Source organism: uncultured Senegalimassilia sp. (genome assembly GCF_934636665.1).
Classification (GTDB): Bacteria; Actinomycetota; Coriobacteriia; order Coriobacteriales; family Eggerthellaceae; genus Senegalimassilia.
Map to the genome: position 1 here is coordinate 13,583 of NZ_CAKUAT010000023.1, position 17,745 is coordinate 31,327.

The 17,745-nt window shown below is 59.6% G+C and carries 15 protein-coding genes and 2 tRNA genes; 13 read left to right on the plus strand and 4 right to left on the minus strand.

The features are described 5' to 3' along the window. Nucleotides 1–36 precede the first annotated feature (36 nt). The 11 genes from Q0G75_RS08665 (at nt 37) to Q0G75_RS08710 (ending at nt 8,877) form a co-directional block, all read left to right on the plus strand. Nucleotides 37–765 carry a DUF1461 domain-containing protein gene (locus tag Q0G75_RS08665; RefSeq protein ID WP_294416768.1) on the plus strand — a complete coding sequence of 243 codons (729 nt, stop codon included), beginning with the start codon at nt 37–39 and terminating at the stop codon, nt 763–765. A 165-nt stretch (nt 766–930) separates the two neighbouring features. After that, entirely contained in the window at nt 931–1,584 is a 654-nt protein-coding gene (locus Q0G75_RS08670) for a hypothetical protein (protein ID WP_294416765.1), read from the plus strand. Nucleotides 1,585–1,597: 13 nt separating this feature from the next. Further along, on the plus strand, nt 1,598–2,143 hold the full coding sequence (locus Q0G75_RS08675; protein ID WP_294416764.1) for a hypothetical protein: 546 nt from the start codon (nt 1,598–1,600) through the stop codon (nt 2,141–2,143). A gap of 34 nt (nt 2,144–2,177) precedes the next feature. Next, on the plus strand, nt 2,178–2,351 hold the full coding sequence (locus tag Q0G75_RS09410; RefSeq protein ID WP_365911078.1) for a helix-turn-helix domain-containing protein: 174 nt from the start codon (nt 2,178–2,180) through the stop codon (nt 2,349–2,351). Between the two features lie 397 nt (nt 2,352–2,748). After that, a complete protein-coding gene (gene gltX, locus Q0G75_RS08680) occupies nt 2,749–4,242 on the plus strand; it encodes a glutamate--tRNA ligase (protein WP_294416761.1) in 1,494 nt (497 codons plus the stop codon). Nucleotides 4,243–4,263: 21 nt separating this feature from the next. Then, nucleotides 4,264–5,337 carry a 4Fe-4S binding protein gene (locus tag Q0G75_RS08685; RefSeq protein ID WP_294416759.1) on the plus strand — a complete coding sequence of 358 codons (1,074 nt, stop codon included), beginning with the start codon at nt 4,264–4,266 and terminating at the stop codon, nt 5,335–5,337. A gap of 33 nt (nt 5,338–5,370) precedes the next feature. Beyond that, entirely contained in the window at nt 5,371–6,378 is a 1,008-nt protein-coding gene (locus Q0G75_RS08690) for a hypothetical protein (RefSeq protein ID WP_294416757.1), read from the plus strand. A gap of 78 nt (nt 6,379–6,456) precedes the next feature. Further along, nucleotides 6,457–6,858 carry a PaaI family thioesterase gene (locus tag Q0G75_RS08695; protein WP_294416755.1) on the plus strand — a complete coding sequence of 134 codons (402 nt, stop codon included), beginning with the start codon at nt 6,457–6,459 and terminating at the stop codon, nt 6,856–6,858. A gap of 258 nt (nt 6,859–7,116) precedes the next feature. Next, nucleotides 7,117–7,192 (plus strand) — tRNA-Ala (locus Q0G75_RS08700). A gap of 205 nt (nt 7,193–7,397) precedes the next feature. Next, a tRNA-Ala gene (locus tag Q0G75_RS08705) sits at nt 7,398–7,473 on the plus strand. A 54-nt stretch (nt 7,474–7,527) separates the two neighbouring features. Then, nucleotides 7,528–8,877: a sodium-dependent transporter gene (locus tag Q0G75_RS08710; RefSeq protein WP_294416753.1), complete on the plus strand. Its 1,350-nt coding sequence runs from the start codon at nt 7,528–7,530 to the stop codon at nt 8,875–8,877. A gap of 167 nt (nt 8,878–9,044) precedes the next feature. On the opposite strand, the gene Q0G75_RS08715 is transcribed toward Q0G75_RS08710, so the two are convergent. From Q0G75_RS08715 to Q0G75_RS08730, 4 genes are all read right to left on the minus strand, one after another. After that, on the minus strand, nt 9,045–11,639 hold the full coding sequence (locus Q0G75_RS08715) for a homocysteine S-methyltransferase family protein (protein WP_294416751.1): 2,595 nt from the start codon (nt 11,637–11,639) through the stop codon (nt 9,045–9,047). Beyond that, on the minus strand, nt 11,632–12,444 hold the full coding sequence (locus Q0G75_RS08720) for a hypothetical protein (protein ID WP_294416749.1): 813 nt from the start codon (nt 12,442–12,444) through the stop codon (nt 11,632–11,634). The genes Q0G75_RS08715 and Q0G75_RS08720 overlap by 8 nt, the downstream gene beginning before the upstream one ends. Nucleotides 12,445–12,476: 32 nt before the next feature. Further along, entirely contained in the window at nt 12,477–13,352 is an 876-nt protein-coding gene (locus Q0G75_RS08725; protein ID WP_294416747.1) for a methylenetetrahydrofolate reductase, read from the minus strand. 268 nt (nt 13,353–13,620) lie between these two features. Beyond that, nucleotides 13,621–15,030 (minus strand): hypothetical protein, encoded by a 1,410-nt coding sequence (locus Q0G75_RS08730; protein WP_294416745.1) that lies wholly within the window; start codon nt 15,028–15,030, stop codon nt 13,621–13,623. 735 nt (nt 15,031–15,765) lie between these two features. On the opposite strand from Q0G75_RS08730, the gene Q0G75_RS08735 reads away from it, so the two are divergent. Further along, entirely contained in the window at nt 15,766–16,092 is a 327-nt protein-coding gene (locus Q0G75_RS08735) for a ribbon-helix-helix protein, CopG family (protein WP_294416743.1), read from the plus strand. A gap of 15 nt (nt 16,093–16,107) precedes the next feature. Further along, a complete protein-coding gene (locus tag Q0G75_RS08740) occupies nt 16,108–16,959 on the plus strand; it encodes a metallophosphoesterase (protein ID WP_294416740.1) in 852 nt (283 codons plus the stop codon). The last annotated feature ends 786 nt before the right edge of the window (nt 16,960–17,745 follow it).

Consider the following 17,745-nt stretch of genomic DNA (forward strand, 5'->3'; position numbering starts at 1 on the left):
TTCACCCTTCCCCGAGACCCGTAAGGCCCCTTTTAAATGACCCGATTGTTTAACGGAATCGTCGCCTTCGGCAGCGCGCTGCTGCTGGCAGTCACGCTCATCGGCTCCGGCTTCGCCGCCGTCGCCATCCCCGACGCGGCAACCGCAACGCTGTCGCGGGCGTTTTCCGGCTGCGACCAACCGAACACCCCGTTCACCGCCGACGAGCTGTCCTCCATGGCCATAGCCGGCAAGCATTACACCTTCGACGACAACGACCGCGAAAAGCTTAACGCCGCCATCGCCGAGGCCAACGACTCCGCCGAGGCGGACGGGCGCGCCAGCGCGCTGAGCAGGGGAAGCGCCGCACGAACCCTTCCGGCGGACGCCATCTCCCACCTGGACGACGTCTACCGCGTGGCAAGCGTGGCCAAACCCGCCCTCGTGATCGTGTCCGTGATATGCATCGCAGGCCTTGCTCACGTGGCGGTGCGCATCAACCGGCGCGCGCTCGGGCGCACGCTCATGGCGGGCGGCGGTTTGGTGCTCGCGGCGTTTTGCGCGCTCGGGGTATGGGCGGCCATCGACTTCGACGGGCTGTTCGCCGCCTTCCACAGCCTGTTCTTCCAGGCGGGAACCTGGACGTTTCCCTACGACAGCCTGCTCATCACCTTGTACCCAACCGCTTTTTGGATGGGCATGGGCGGCATCTGGCTTGCAGTTACCTGCATTGCCAGCATCATCTGCATCATCGTAGGACGATTGCTGTGCAGTGAATCTAAATAACGTACTAGATAGTATTTATTCGGCAAATGGAAAGGCGGCATCCCGATGCCGCCTTTCCATTTGCCGAATAAATTAACCTTGTGAGTTAAATCGATAACATTTTCCGATATCTTGAAAATGCTTCTTAGAAGAAGCGGTACATATACGGACGAAAGGAGACTCACAATGAAGAGCCCTATCGCCTCGAAGTACGACAACAATAACTCCGCTCAAGGACACGCGAACAACGACAAACTATGCTCTGACTTCAAGCAATACATGAGCACGCGGAGGCAGACAGTACAAACCTACGAGCAAGGCACGCCAACCTGGATGCAATGCAAAAAGAAAGCAGCTCTGATTACCGCATTAACCATTATCGCGCTATCGATTCTGTGCCTTTCCGTAATTACGATAAGCTCAGTCTGCTCTTCGCGCAAAACAGCCGGCGAAAGCAACGACCCCCCATCGCAATACACTGATTTCGACCCCATCAATGACATCGGACCCAAAACGAACAAATCGAAAACCATGACGAACGGATTCGACATCGACAACAACGTCAGCGGAGACAGCCCTGCCGTAATAATCACAACGAAGTGTTCGGTTCAAGCCATCGAAATTACCGAAGACGGACAAAACCTCGTAACAATAACTTCTTACGCCAATGAACTGGCTGATTTGATTGGTGCACAATCTCTAATTCTTGACTGCACGCCACGAGTCGACAACGACACCGCTCCGCCGCCTCCCGACGTCGGATCTGAAGCAATCGCCGAATTCGGGTGGCCACAGGGGTCGAACCCGCCACTAGGGTCAATCAAGGCAACTAGCAGTTAGCAAGGAGATCGCCATGGGGCACTGCTCCGATTTCAAGTACAGCAAACAAGCCGAAGTCAAAATCAAAAACACGTGTGCAATAATTACTCGTGTTTTCATGTCATTGTTTCTGTTATCAGCAATAGGCCTACTAGCCTATTTAGGCGTCTCTGTGCATTCCTTCATCAGCAACGCCGATGCGTCCTTGCTAAGCATTATTTATCCAACAATCCAGCTCGCGACGGCATGTGTTACTCTACGGCTTATGTATACCCTATTTCGCAATATCGCAAACGGCAAGTCGCCTTTGACTAAAAAGCACGCAAGGATTCTTGCAATCATTGCATCTCTCTTACTTGCAAGTTGCCTAATCGAAATTGTCATGCAATTAATACCTGCAGTAAGCGAACAAATTTTTCAAGTTGGATCTTTCGCAGAAATCGGATACGTGCAAGACCCTGCCACCAGCTCCTTACACATTGACTTGAAAACCGCAGTCATGGCCGCATTCTGCTACGCCGTTTCCGCCGTGTTTTCTTATGGAGCCGATTTGCAGCAGCTATCAGACGAAACAATTTAATATGAGCAAAATAATAATCGATATCGATAGCGCAATGCGGCTCAAGGGGCTCAACAATAAAAAGCTAGCGGCCATTCTTGGCTTAACAGAAGTTCACGTTAGTCGATTGAAGAACACAAACATCAAAGCAATTCGTCTTGATACCCTAAATTCTCTCTGCGAAGTGCTTGAGTGTGAGCCCGGGGACATAATCAAGCGAATTTCCTAAAAGCCAATCCGCCAATCGCTTTGTGCTCGTATAGCTCATAGAAATACTTATTCATAGCGCAGTACGATTCGGGGCTATCGAGCTGCACGTTTCCCTTTGGTTTCGTTTTTAAAATAGCCAGAATTAGACTTCCTCTTAACCGACCGAGAGAAGAACACGCAAGACCTCCGGTGAAGAAAAATGCACCTCTATTGCCTCAAACGAAATAAGCATCCCGTATTCACGAGACTCGGGCAACCGCCAAATCGACGAGCGTCAAGCATTAGCAAGTTCAATCACATCGTTTAGTCGTATATCGCATTTTGGGTGGTAAACGCATACGCCCATCTTGCAGCTGCGCTCAAGCCGCCTATACTGAAACAACCGATGATTCAAGCACGTAAGGAACTAACGAACCATGACTGAGAGCAAACCGGTGCGCGTCCGTTTCGCACCTTCCCCCACGGGCAAGCTGCACGTCGGCGGCGCCCGCACGGCAATCTACAACTGGGCGTTCGCCCGCGCTTGCGGCGGCACCTTCATCCTGCGCATCGAGGACACCGATCCCACCCGTTCCACCGAGGAGAACACGCAGGTCATCCTGAACGCCATGAAGTGGCTCGGCCTTGACTGGGACGAGGGCCCGGAGGTCGGCGGCGAGTGCGGTCCTTACTTCCAGACCCAGCGCTTCGACACCTACGCCGAGGCGCTTGAGCGCCTGAAGGAGCGCGGCATGGTCTACCCATGCTTCTGCACGAAAGACGAGCTTGACGCCAAGCGCGCGAAGGCCGAGACGGAAGAAGGCGGCTATGCCGGCTACGACCGCACGTGCCGCGACATCGACCCAGCCGAGGCAGCCCGCCGCATCGAGGCCGGCGAGCCGCACGTGTGGCGCCTCAAGGTGCCGCTCGAGCACGGTCCCATCGAGTTCGACGACGCCGTCTACGGCCGCATGTCCTTCCCCGCCGACGTCATGGACGACATGATCGTCGTGCGCACCGACGGCACGCCCACCTATAACTTCGCCGTGGTATGCGACGACGCCAACATGGGCATCACGCACGTCATCCGCGGCGACGACCACCTGTCCAACACCCCGCGCCAGATCCTCATCTACGAGGCCCTCGGCTACGACGTGCCCACCTTCGCGCACCTGTCCATGATCTTGGGCTCCGACGGCCACAAGCTGTCCAAGCGCCACGGCGCCGCCAGCGTCGAGGAGTTCCGCGACAACGGCTTCCTGCCCGATACCATGGTGAACTTCCTGGCGCTGCTGGGTTGGAGCCTTGACGGCGAGACCACCATCATCGACCGCGAGACCCTGTGCTCGAAGTTCAGCCTGGACCGCATCACGAAGAAGGACGCCATCTTCGACCAGACCAAGCTCGAGTGGATGAACGGCCAGTACATCCAGCGCATGGGCGCCGACGAATGGGTTGCCGCAAGCCGCCCGTGGCTCGTGCAGGCCGGCGCGTCCGAGGCCGACATCGACGCGCGCCCTGAATGGTACGCCAAGCTCTACCCGCTCGTCTCCGAGCGCCTGCAGCGCCTCGACGAGGTGCCCGCGAAGCTCGCCTACATGTTCTGGGGCGCCAACGTCGCCGAACTGGACGAGAAGTCGGTGAAGAAGGTGCTGCTCAAGGAAGGCGCCCGCGCCGACGAGGCCTTGGCGAACTGCCGCGCCATCCTGGCAGACGAGTCCCGCCCCTGGGAAGCCGCCGGCCTTGAGGCCGCCTGCCGCGAGCTGGGCGACAGCATGGACATGAAGCTGAAGTTCGTGCTGCAGCCGCTGCGCGTGGCCGTGTGCGGCAACATGGTCTCCCCGCCGCTGTTCGAGTCCATCGAACTCATGTCGCGCGCAGACGTGCTCGCCCGTATCGACCAGGTGACCGAGCAGGTCTTCGGCGCATAACCTGAGCACGAAAGGCTCCTGTTGACCGAAACCAACGAACAACAGCCGTATCAGATCCCGCAGCGCATCCTCGTGCTGCGGGATCTGTGCATACGCACCCGGGGCGCCGATTGCGCGCGCTGCGGCGAAGCATGCCCGAAAGGCGCCCTATCCTTTCCCGAAGGAAAGCCGCCCGTCATTGACGATGCCGCTTGCTCGATGTGCGGCATCTGCCAGGGAACCTGCGATGCGTTCGCAGCCATAAGCTTCACGCTCACGCAGGCTCATGCCGGCGCCCGACGGGCCGCCATGGGTTCAAGGCCGGTCATCCTCACCTGCTCCGAGAACGTGTCGGAGCAGGACGACCCCGCAAGCAACGTGGTGGTGCTCCCCTGCTTGGCCATGCTGCCGGCCGAACTGTGGGCGGCGCTGTTGGCCGAAGGGGCCGACGTGCAGGTAGCCATCGATATGGAGCATTGCGAAACCTGCGAGAAGGCGGGCGGACCTGCGCAAAGCCTCTACGCCGAACGCATCGCCCAGGCCGAGGAATGGACGCAGCGCAACGTCGGGTTCGCGGCGTCGCTGCCCCAGGCGGCTGACGAGGGCCTGTTCGCCGGGCTTGCCAACGCCGGCGCCGACGGGGACCGCCGCGGTCTGTTCACCGACATGATCTCGCAGCTCAAGGATGCAGCATCGGGCACCATGCGCGAACGCACCGACGCCCGTCTGCAAACGCTGCGCGAGCAAAACGAACGGCTCGCCGCCCATCAGCGGCTTGACCTGGGAAACGGCACGCAATTCAACAAATTCGCGCTGCACGGGCGCGTGAAGCGCGTCATGGGAACATCGCGCAACCTGCTGCTGCAGGCGCTTGACGCCCAGGCCGATATGGCTGCGCGGGTGGAGCTTTCCCTGCCCGAAATCAACGCCGACGCCTGCGAGGGATGCCTGCGCTGCACCCGAGCCTGCCCTACCGGGGCGCTACTGCCCGACGCCCAAGACGGCGCGCTTTCCCTCGATTGGCGCTACTGCATAGGCTGCGGCCTGTGCGATGCGGCATGCCCCCGCAATGCCATCACGTTAACAAACAAGCCTGTCTCCGAGGCTGCGTGCTAAGATAGCCGGGAACAAACCGTTAGGAGCGCTTCCATGAACCAGCCTCGCAACAACCCCGATTTCAATCCCTACGAATCTGCTCAACAAACGCCCCCGCAAGGCGAACAGCCCGAAACCCCTGATAACCGCCCGCAGGCGCCCGGCAACGACCAACAGGCCACTCAGCAGCCTTCCGGATATGCCGTTCCCCCGCAGGCGCCCTATACGCAACCTTCTTACGGCGCCCCGCAGCCGCCCGCAAACCCCTATGCCGCCGTCGCGCCGAAGCCAGCGAAAAAGTGGCCCTGGGTGCTTTTGGGCTGCGCGCTGGCGTTTCTCATGGGGCTTGGCGGATGCGTAGGCTTCGCCACGGTAGGCATGGTGGCCGATTCGCTTCACAGCCGCGCCGATGGCGTGCATTCGTTCGACTTCGATGACCTGCCGTACGGCTACGACCCCGACGACCTGCCCGATAGCGATTACTACGGCGGCTTCACGCTTTCCGACATCAAGGAAGCGGCAGGCGACCTGCCTTGCGATATCGACGATGAAGGTAAGGCAACCCCGGGCGTGTACGTGGTAGGCCGCGACATCGACGAGGGCCTGTACTTCCTTCAGGGAAACCCCTCGACCGAGTCGGAATGCTACCTGTTCGCCCCCGAGGGATCGGGGACTTATAGCATGAGCGCTGCGGTCACCTACACGGGAAATTACTTCGCCGACCTTGAAAAAGGCCAGGTGGTCGTGTTCATGCCCAACGCCAAAAGCATGCTGATGATTCCCGCGGACCAAGCCGATTTCCAACCGCAGGCACCCTATGCCAGCGGCCTGTACCGCGTCGGCCAAGACATTCCCGCAGGAACCTACACTATCACCGTCAGCCCCGACGCCCCGCACAACCCCTCGCAGGACTATGCCGCTTACGTTATGAAGGACCTGGACTTCGACGACGACTCCATCACCGACTCCAAGCCCTTGCTGCGCGGAAGCACGCAAACCGTCACCGTGGAAGACGGTGAATGGCTCGAGCTGTTCGGCACCATCGCAACGCCAACCGAATAACCGTCGCAAGGCACCACGCGCCCTCCGAAAAGCATCGGAGGGCGCTGCTTTTCACCCGCTACCATCGAAAGGACGCCCATGCTCCCCGAGAACCCCACCATCGATCAGGTCCGCGAGTTCTTCGCCAACGACAAGTTCGCCACGGAGGCTGCAGGCTGCACCGTCGTCGAAGCCGCCCGCGGCCACGCCGTGTGCGAGATGCCGCTCGAGCAGATCCACTACAACGCCCAAGGCGGCGTCATGGGCGGGGCGATATTCACCCTTGCCGACTTCTGCCTGGCCATCGCCTGCAACGTGAACGAGCAGCCCACGGTCTCGGTAAGCAACACCATCGAGTTCCTCAGCGGGGCCAAGGGCGACAAGCTCATCGCTGAATGCAACGTCGACAAGTCGGGAAGGAAGCTTGGCTTTTACACGGTGGACGTGTCCGACAACACGGGCCGCAAGGTAGCCCGCATGACCGCAACCTGTTATCGCTAGCCGCCAGAAGAGGATTCACCGATCTCAACCACACGAACCGAACAGGGCGAACAGGAGACGGACCTGTTCCCTCGTCTCCGGAAAGGCACTTTCCCAGACTCAGCCGTACATGTCCGGCTGAGTTCGATAACGAAATCGAAGTGTTCGGATAAGGTTGCGAATCAAGCACGACCAGCCCAAAAACTATGCCGAAAAAATTTCAAAATAGGGGGTTGCGCGCTAAAACGGTTTCCGTATAATAGTCAACGCACCTGATTCGGGGCCTTAGCTCAGCTGGGAGAGCGCATGGCTGGCAGCCATGAGGTCAGGGGTTCGATCCCCCTAGGCTCCACCAAATTTTTTAGGTTCGGTATACGCCGAACCTTTTTTATTTCCTCGCGTTTCGGTCCCCACCGTATCTGCAATCGCACCCCAAGCTTTGGCTTCAACATCGAACCCAAAGCAAAACCCGCCCCGCCGAAAATCGCCGCCGAAAAAAATTCAAAATAGGGGGTTGCGCGCTAAAACGGTTTCCGTATAATAGTCAACGCACCTGATTCGGGGCCTTAGCTCAGCTGGGAGAGCGCATGGCTGGCAGCCATGAGGTCAGGGGTTCGATCCCCCTAGGCTCCACCAAATTTAACAGCCGCCTTAAGGGCGGCTTTTTTATTGCCACGGAAAGGGGAACCCATGGCGCAAACTGCATCCGGCGATTCGCAAACCCGCGACTCGTTCACCTCGCGCACCGCCTTCATCATCGCCTGCATCGGGTCGGCCGTAGGCCTATCGGGCATCTGGCTGTTCCCGTATCGCGTCTCACAGCTTGGCGGAGCGGCCTTCCTTATCCCTTACCTGTTCTTCGTAGTGCTCCTCGGCCTTACCGGCGTAGTAGGCGAAATGTCGTTCGGCCGCGCCATGGGATGCGGCCCCATGGGCGCATTCGGCAAAGCCCTCGAGCTCAGGGGCGCGCCTCACGCAACGCGCATCGGCAAAGTCATCGGCATCGTGCCCGTCCTTGCCGCGCTCGGCATCGCCATCGGATACACCGTCGTTTTGGGGTGGTTCCTCAAGTACCTGTTCGCCGCCGCAACCGGAACCTTGCTCACCCAACCGGACATGGGCGGATACTTCGGCCAGATCACCGGCGATTTCGGAAGCATCGGCTGGCACGCCGCGGCGCTCATCATCACCCTTGCCGTCATGATCTTAGGCATCTCGCGCGGCATCGAACGCCTGAACAAGGTCATGATGCCGCTGTTCTTCGTCCTATTCTGCGTGTTGCTCGTGCGCGTCGCCATGTTACCGGGCGCGCTTGACGGCTATGCGTACCTGTTCATGCCGCGCTGGGAGGCGCTCGCCAACCCGCAAACCTGGGTGCTTGCGCTTGGACAGGCGTTCTTCGGACTCTCGCTGGCAGGCGGCGGCACGCTGGTGTACGGCAGCTACCTGAAGAAGGACGTGAACGTGGTTTCGTCAGCGCGCAACGTCGTGGTGTTCAGCACGTTGGCCGCGGTTTTGTCGGCCATGGTGGTGGTGCCGGCCGTGTTCGCGTTCGGAGCCGACACCCAGGCAGGCCCCCCGCTTCTGTTCATCGTGCTTCCGCAGGTGTTTCAGGAGATGCCTTTCGGCGGGCTGTTCTGCTTCGTGTTCTTCCTGGCCGTGTCCTGCGCCGCCATCACCAGCCTGGTGAACCTCTACGAGCCGCCCATCGAGGCCCTGCAGCAGCAGGCGCGCCTCCCCCGCTGGGCCGCCGTGGCCATCGTGGCGGCGGTATCCATGGGCGTCGGCGCCTTCATCGAGAACGGCGACGCGGTCAGCGCCTGGATGGACGCCGTCAGCATCTTCGCGATCCCGCTGGGAGCCCTTATAGCGGCCGTGATGTTCTTCTGGGTATGTCCCAAGGGTTTCGCCGCAAAACAGGCTCAGATGGGACGAGAGAAGCCCGTAGGCGCATGGTTCGAGTTCATGGGACGCTATCTGTTCGTCCCGCTCACGGCTATCGTCATCATCCTGGGCATCGTGCTCGGCGGCATCGGATAACGTTCGATCGCGAAACATTGCCCGGGACCCATCCGCCCCCTCATCTCGGCAACATCCCGAAAACCACGAAAGCCTGCATGCTCAAAAGAGCATGCAGGCTTTCTCATATCAGCAAGGCAGATCAAGTCGAAGCCAGCACCCTCCAAGCCGCGACAGCGCCGGCCGCGCTAACCCTGTTCGGCGAAGAAGCGCTCAGCGATGCGCGCAGATTCCGCGGCATCCTTGGCATAATAGTCCGCACCGATCTGCTCGGCGTACTCGGGCGTCAAAACCGCGCCGCCCACCATCACCTTGCAGCCCGGCAGCTTCTCGTGCAGAAGCTCCACGGTCTGCTCCATGGCGCGGACCGTGGTGGTCATGAGCGCCGAAAGCCCCACCAAACGGATACCCTGCTCGCTAGCCACCCGCAGCACCTCTTCCGGCTCGACGTCGCGGCCAAGGTCGACCACGCGGAAGCCGTAGTTCTCCAGCAGCATCTTGACGATGTTCTTGCCGATGTCGTGAATGTCGCCCTTCACCGTTGCCACCGCGATGGCGTTCGACCCCACGCCGTCGTCGACCGAATCGCCCATGCGCGCCTTGACCGCATCGAATCCCACCTTCACCGCCTCGGCCGAGGCCATCAGCTGCGGAAGAAAGAACTCGCCTTTATCGAACTTCTGCCCCACCACATCGAGCGCGGGGACGAACACGCCGTTGACCAGGTCGAGCGGGTTGTGACCCTCCAGCAACGCCTCGGTTGCCGGGCCCATCGGGCCCTTTCGGCCCGTCAGGATGAGATGCACCATGTCGCGCACGGCATCGGCGGAATCCGAAAGCGCATCCGGCACCTCCACCGGGCATTCCGCAGCCGCATCAGCAGCCCGCGAAGGCTGCGCCGCCTCCGCGGTGCCCGCGGCAGCGCCCGCTCCCGCCGCGCCTGCCGTATACGGGTCCGCGGCATCGGCGTATTCCCCGATGAACCCGACAGCGCCGGCATCTTGGCAGTTCAGCACCCTGAACGTGTTCACCGTATCGGTGTAGCGTTTCGCCTTCGGGTTCAAAATGGGCATGTCCAGCCCGCACCCGAACGCGGCGGCCAGAAACGTCGAGTTCACCATGTTGCGCTGCGGCAGGCCGAAGCTGATGTTGGACACGCCGAGCGCCGTGCGCACGCCCAGGCGCTCCTTCACCATGTTCACGGCGCGCAAGATCTCAAGCGCCTCCGACTGATTGGTCGCGCACGCCATGGTCAGGCAGTCGATGACCACATCGGTTCGCGGGATGCCGCAACGTTCGGCAGCTTCCACGATCCGCTCGGCAACGGCGAAACGCCCCTCGGCGGTGGGAGGGATGCCCTCTTCGTCAAGGGCAAGGCCGATCACGGCGCACCCATAGCGCTTCACGATGGGAAGCACGGCCTCCAGGCTCTCCTGCTTGCCGTTGACGCTGTTGATAAGCGGCTTGCCCGCGTAACCGCGCACCGCCGCCTCCACCGCCACCGGGTCGGACGAGTCCACCACCAGCGGCAACGTAACCGTGGAAGAGAGCTTGTCCACCGCGGCGGCCAGCACAGCAGGCTCGTCAAGCTCGGGAAGGCCCACGTTGACATCGAGCACGTCGGCGCCCAGCTCCTGCTGGGAAACAGCCTCGCCCACCAGGTAATCCAGGTCGCCCGCGCGCAGCGCGGCCTTAAGCTTAGGCTTGCCCGTGGGGTTGATGCGCTCGCCGATCACGGCGATGCGGGGCACGCCCACCGGAAGCACCACGGCCTCCTGGGCGCTGCACAACACGCAAGCGGGCTCATAAGCGCGCGGCGTGGGCACGCGACGGGCATCAGCCATACGACGAAGCTGGCGCGTGTATTCCGGCGACGTGCCGCAGCACCCGCCGATGATCGAGGCGCCCGCATCGAGCATGCCCTCCATGGCGGCGGCGAAATCCTCGGGCGACACATCGAACACGGTAACCCCGTCCTGCACGCGCGGCAGGCCCGCGTTCGGCTGCACCATCAACGGGCAACGCGAACGACGCGCCATATCCTGCGCGGCGCCCAACAACTCCGCCGGACCAAGCGAGCAGTTCAAGCCCACGGCATGCGCGCCCATGCTCGACAGCACCTCTGCGGCCACCTCCGGCGACGTGCCCAAAAACGTGCGCCCGTCCTCACCGAAGGTCATGGTGGCGAACACCGGCAGATCGCAATTCTCCTGAGCCGCCAGCAGCGCCGCCTTCGCCTCGCGCAAATCGGCCATGGTCTCGATCAGCACCAGGTCGCAGCCGGCTGCCGCAACGGCGCGAACCTGCTCGGCGAACAGGTCGTACGCCTCCTCGAAGCTCATGGTTCCCATCGGTTCCAAAAGCGCGCCCGTCGGACCGACGTCGCCGGCGATATAGGGAGCGCCGGCAGCACGGGCGCATTCGGCAGCCGCACGATACACATCCTCGACGCTCGCAGCGCCCTCCATCTTCAAGCGATTTGCCCCGAACGTGTTCGTGGTGATGACCTCGGCACCCGCATCGACATAAGCCTTATGGATGGCCGCGATGTCATCGGGGTGCGAGAAGTTGAGCAGCTCGGGGATCTGCCCCGCATCGGCAAGGCCCCGTTCCTGCAGCTGCGTGCCCATGGCACCGTCCACCACCAGGAACTCCTGCCCAAGCAGCGCTCGTTTCAAATGCTCATCCTTGACGGCAAGCCCCGACAGGTCGGGCACGGGCAGTTTCGCCGCCTTCGCCCAACCGCCGGTCAGCTCCTTGTGCGCGCACACGCTCTCACCCATGGCAGGTAACCCCTCGTTTCCTTAACTCGCAACCATCCCTTAAACGGCATATCGCGCAGGCATCAACGCGCGCTTCGCCGCCATCAGCGGGTTTTTCGAACAATCCTAGCACGGCGGTGACGCTTTTCACCGGAACGAGCATGTTCGTCGACGTAACCGCGATGCCCAAACGCCGATTTGCATCGAGGGCCTTCAACAACGCCGGCTGAGCGCTTAACGGCAAGTCTCCGTAGCCGGGGCTGAAACGCCAGTTCGTTGTCAGGCCCATATCATGGGCGAAGCTGACGATAAGGCCTTCCGTTACGTTGGCTGCCGCCTCGACCAGTGCAGAGCAGCAAGCTCCGAACATCACGCCGTCCGCCACGCTGATCGCCTCGTGTTTTCGCATCTCACGCTCGCTGACGGCGCCGAGCGTGCACGCCATCAGCGCAACCTTGCAAGCCCCGTGCAAATGCTCGGCGATGCTATTGCCTTCGAGGACAAGACCGCAGCGCTCCAGTGCCACTTGAGGCACGAACCCGTTCCCGCATTCGGCTTCCGCACCTGATACCGCGCTGCAGACCTCTGCCGCATCCAACGCCGCGTCGCATGCGTTAGGCGAACCCGTCGCCTCAAGTTCCGACGACTCCCAGCGCGTTCGCTCCTTATCGATATCGAAAACGCTCCAGGCGAATACGGGCTTGATAACCCTCTCGCACTCGTCGGCCAGCTTATTGAAACGGGCCAGCAAAGCCTGATCGACCTGCTGACCCGTGTATCCCAGATATCTCAGCGCCTCACCGCGATCGAGCCGTGCATCAGGCACGTCCGCCGCGCTAAGGCGCCCATACCGCACCATCACGAAACCAGCGCCACTTTCAGCGCACACGAGGCGGCACGGGCGATCTCGGGGTTGTTCATGGTGTACACGTGCAGCCCTTCAACGCCATGCGCCTGCAAATCGGTCAGTTGGCGGCACGCGTATTCGATGCCGGCCTGGCGCAAGCTTGCCGGGTCGTCCTCATATCGCGCGAGCAGCTTGATGATGGGGCTCGGAAGCGAAGCCCCGCACATGAACACCATGCGCTGGATCTGCGCCTTGCTCATAAAAGGCATGATGCCCGCGGTTATCGGCACCGTGATACCGGCCGCCTCCGCCCCTTCGCGGAAGCGATAGAAGCAACCATTGTCGAAGAACAGCTGTGTGACCAGGAAGCTTGCACCCGCATCCTGCTTCTGCTTAAGATGCTCCACATTCAAGCGAAGCGAATCGCAATCGATGTGGCCCTCGGGATACGCCGCGGCGCCCACGCAAAAGCCAGCATCTGCCAGCACCGGGATAAGGTCCTTGGCATACCGGAAATCACCGGGCTCATAGCCCTCCGGCAAATCGCCGCGCAATGCAAGCACATTGCGGATGCCGCGGTCCTTCATGTCGGCGATAGCCGTCGAAATCGACTGCTGCGACGCGCCGGCGCAGGTTAGGTGGGCCACAGTGGGGACATCATGATCGTCTTGGATCATGGCGGCGATTTCAGCGGTGGCCTGCTTGTTGCCGCTGCCGCCCGCGGAATACGTAACGCTGATGAACGCAGGATCGAGCTTCGCAAGCTCCTGCGCGATCGTGCGCGCCGACTCCATGCTCAACTCGCCCTTCGGCGGGAAAATCTCAAACGAAACCGGCTGCGCGCCCGTCTGGCGGGCCTGCGTGAAGATGCTATCTACGGTATCCATAATGCTGCCTTTTATCATGTTCCATCATCGGTATCTCTAGCGCTGCTTATTATAACGACACAAGCCTTTGCATCATCGGTAATTCCTGGCACCGGGATATGCTTTATTCAGAAAGCAACCTATCTGCCAACACGATTGCCGGGAGGATCGAGTACCGACACACTGCAAGCATCGATTTTATGGCGGGCATTCGTTAACGCAATCTTACCCATCAACATGTCGCCCTCCCGGTATCGCAGCCGCCGACTCCATCGGCGAAAAGGCAGGGTTACTCCCGAGGCAGGTCTTCGCCCTCCCCTCTACGCGCGCAGACGCAATCAGAGGGAGGATCGAATACGTTCACGCTGCTGCCCGTTTCGCTTTGACGAAACGCGCTGAAGCAGACGAGCGTTTGCCATAGCTCGACCCTTTTCGCAAGCTGACGAGCTTCTTTCGCCCGCTGCTTAGCCTCGGCTTTATCCTCGAATGCCGGCAATCCACCCGCTTCCTCGCGCATACCCGTCCCTTGGTACGCTCCTGCTTGCTGAAGTTCACGAGATTCCGCGAAACCGACCCTGGGAACGCCTCGACGGCGCATCCTCCTTGCAACCTTCTCGCATAGCTGCACATAAGCATCGTATTCAGCCACCTGTTCGGGACGCACCAATATCGCTCGACGCTGCAGCCCGCCATGCCCTTTCTGCGATGCCGCAACCTCTCCACCCGCATCTCGAACCGCCTTCGACCCTCGAACTGTATTTCGAGCCGCTTTCTTTGCCCTGCGGTCGCCCTTCGCACCTGCTGCCTCGCTTCCCCGATCGAACGAAGCGCCGCCACGCTGCGCGCAAAATGCTGCCACAGGAAGCTCTTCGGGGTCCTCCGGGCCATCAATGCCATAGACGAGGCCATTCACCCCTTGCCCATCAACCCCATCGGGCAGCGAGATATTCAATGCCGCCACATCGCGCTTACGGCTCGCTGAACGAACGGTCAGCATACGACCCGAACCACCCGAGCTCTCCGCCGACGACAAGCAGCCTCTCCCTGCAACGTTCTCGCCAAGCACCACATCCCCTGCTGCAAACCCGCCGAAGCGCCGCGGCATGCTCAAGGCCATTGCCATTGCAGATTCCGTCGGAGAAATGGAGCCATCGCGCACATAGGCGAGCGCACGACGCGCCTTCGCCGTCCCATAAGCCCCATCGACCTTCGCCAGGTACTGCCCGATTCTCGCAGCGGACGTTAACGGCTCATCATCGCCCTCTCGCAAGGCGATCCCATTTTCGGCATCGGCATCTATGCGATACGACGAGCAGAGCGCATAGCCCATATAAACCGTTTCCAACAAGCTATGTTTGACCGCAATCTGCAAGAACGTCAGTTCAGGAGACGAGCAACAAACCGCACCGAACCCCTCAACCGGCACCTTCACGAACGATCCGGCCGGATACGCGTTTCCCGAATAATGAGAGCGCAGGCAATCGCCATCACGCCTGCCAGCCGAAGTCCGCACAAGCACCTCAAGCTTGCCATCTTCAATACCCAAAAGCGAACGTAACGCCTTGCTCTCCGAAACAAAAGGCGATGCACAGGGCAGAACCCGTGCCGTGGTCCTGTTTCCCGTGATGCGAGGATTGCGATTCCGCACAAGCCAGCGAAACGCCGCATCATGGGACAAGCAAATATTCATGGCTGCCATAACCGGTTTCCTTTCAAGCGCAAATCACTTCGAAAACCAGCATGACGCCACCATCTTGCATAACCCTTGCCCGCATCTTGCAAACCGAACCGCTAAACCTTGCAACGCAATCACCGAAACGACAAGCCATCAGTCCGAGGACCGCTTTCGCAACATGCGAATCGATTCCCCAAGATCACCGAGACGAAACCCGATGAGCCTATTCGATAGCCAAGCTATCGCTCACCTTGGCGACCTGTGCCGATCCTGCAAATATGCACCCGAAATCAGCCGATCTGGAGTCAAATCAACGCCAAGCCATCGTGCGCCCTCTGGCAACCGTCACCGCCTCCTCAAACTTGCACCCAGGATTAGCCGGATGGGAATCCGCGTCCAAAGGTCAAGTAGTCGACCGCCAAAGCAGCCAACAGCGTCTCTATGAGCCTATAGCGGACATCGACCGGCTCTAACCCGACTTCATCACCTGCCATAGCGACTTTTCCATAAACTAGTAATGCACCTCGGCCAGCACAAGCCCTGACAACACACCATCGATTCGAGGCAACTAACTCTCCGGATGATCGAAGTTTTGCATCCCCGCGATCGCAAAATACCGAACAAAAGAAAGCATGAACAGCCCCAATCCGTTTCCCGATGATGAATAGAATGAATTCATGGCGGTAACCGGCTTATACCGGCTATACTGATGCCATAGCTTAATCACACTACACAAACACAGCATCAGGAGAACAAGCTATGGCAGTGGAGCACAGTCAAGACAAGCGTCAGCTTGCCGCATGGGTAGATCGAAAGTTAGCCGAAACGGTAGACGAGGTTGCCAGCAAACGCGGCATAACGCGAACAGCGGCAATCACGGAAGCCCTTCAGCGCTACGTAGAGGAAGAAACCAGCGTGGCACTGCAGCTGTCCGATTTCGCAGAAAAGCTCGAAACACTGCTTGAGCGCAGCGAGTCGATGCAAAACGAGCTTGAGGAAATCAAGCAGATGAAGCCAGCTCGCTCTACGCGCAAGGCAAAAACGGTACAACAGGCACCAGCCGCGCAAACGCCCTCTCTGTTCTAGAAACGGATTCGCCTTATGAGCATTTTCGTAACGGGCGATATCCATGCCTCATACGACATCGCAAAACTCTCAGAAAGCTGCTTCGACACCACGGGACTGAACAAAGACGATTACGTGATCGTGTGCGGTGACTTCGGGCTTGTGTGGAACAATTCGGCAAGCGAGCAATATTGGCTCCGCTGGCTTGATGCCAGACCGTTCACAACCCTATTCGTAGACGGAAATCACGAGGGATTCGCTTTGCTGAACAGCCTACCCGAAACCACGTGGAACGGGGGAAGGGTGCATCAGGTTGCCAACGGCGTGTTTCACCTCCAACGTGGTCAGATGTTCGACATCGACGGGTATCGCATCTTCACCATGGGTGGTGCAGCTTCAAGCGAATACGATAGAGAGCACCGGGTCCTGGGAGAAACATGGTTCACCGAAGAGGTGCCCAACGAGCAAGAGCGCGCAACTGCGATTGAGACGCTTAATCAAGCAGGTTGGAATTGCGATCTCGTAATCACCCATTGCGCCCCAACCTCTGCCGCAAAAGGCATTTCCAAGCACACCGATCGCTTGGAAATCCACCCAATGGACGAGTACACGGATTGGCTCCAAGGAATCCAAGACCGTCTCACATACACTCACTGGTTTTGCGGGCATTATCACATTGACGCTCAAATCCAAGATAAGACAACCGCACTCTACAACCGAATAGCCAAATTGGCAGACCCAACGGTAAACGCCGATTCAAAAAACGAAGTCATCACATCACTACCCTATCAACTACTACCCGAGCCAACAGATGATCCAAAACCACCGATACCTGACTATGCGTCCGAACTTGAGGACCAAGACTCCCTAGAAATCGATCTAGAGTAAATGCCAAACAGCCCCAGAGATAAGAATAGCCCCGGTGTTGCCGGGGCTATTGTCATACCATCTGCAGAAGCAGACAGAGAGATCCATTCAAAAGCATGCATTAACACATGAAGACTGTGGCAGAAGAATTTCCCCTTGCCACTATCTCAACCTTACAAAGCGGTATGATAAACGAAGCTGATAAGCCTCCCATCAGAAGTCACAATTGTTACAACGACATATACCTGGAGCCAATCGCACGCAAGCCCATACAAAGTAAAAATCGAAAGGCAAGCAGTGCCTGAAGACGAAAAGATCCCGCAAAGAGATCCCCCTGCGCACCGTGCAACGCACGGCGTTGTCATAGCACCGAAGGAATACCGAGAAAGCATGCTCTTAAATAACATAGGATACAGGATAGTCGCTGCCCAAACCAGCACTGCCTAATCGAGAGCATCCTTGTGACGCAAAATTGACCCGCAGAGAAGAATCCCTCTACGGGCCTTCGGGCGCACGATATGCGGCCGTCCGCAGTTCGCGGGCACCGGCCATGTAACGGGTTCGCGGGCGCAGGAGGCTTTGCGATGGATTCCCAGACGATGCGGCAAGGGCCCTGCGCCCAGCGATCTCGCAGCCGCACGCGAGGAGCGCTTGCGCTGCGAGGGCGTAGGCGACCACGCAATCAACGCGCCCCCAATAGCGCGGAAGGGCCCGCAAGGGGATACCCCCTGCGGGCCTTCTTCGGCGCGATAGAAAAGCGCCCTCCGCGAGCGCGACGCCCTGCCCTCCCGCAGCCTGGCGCTGCAG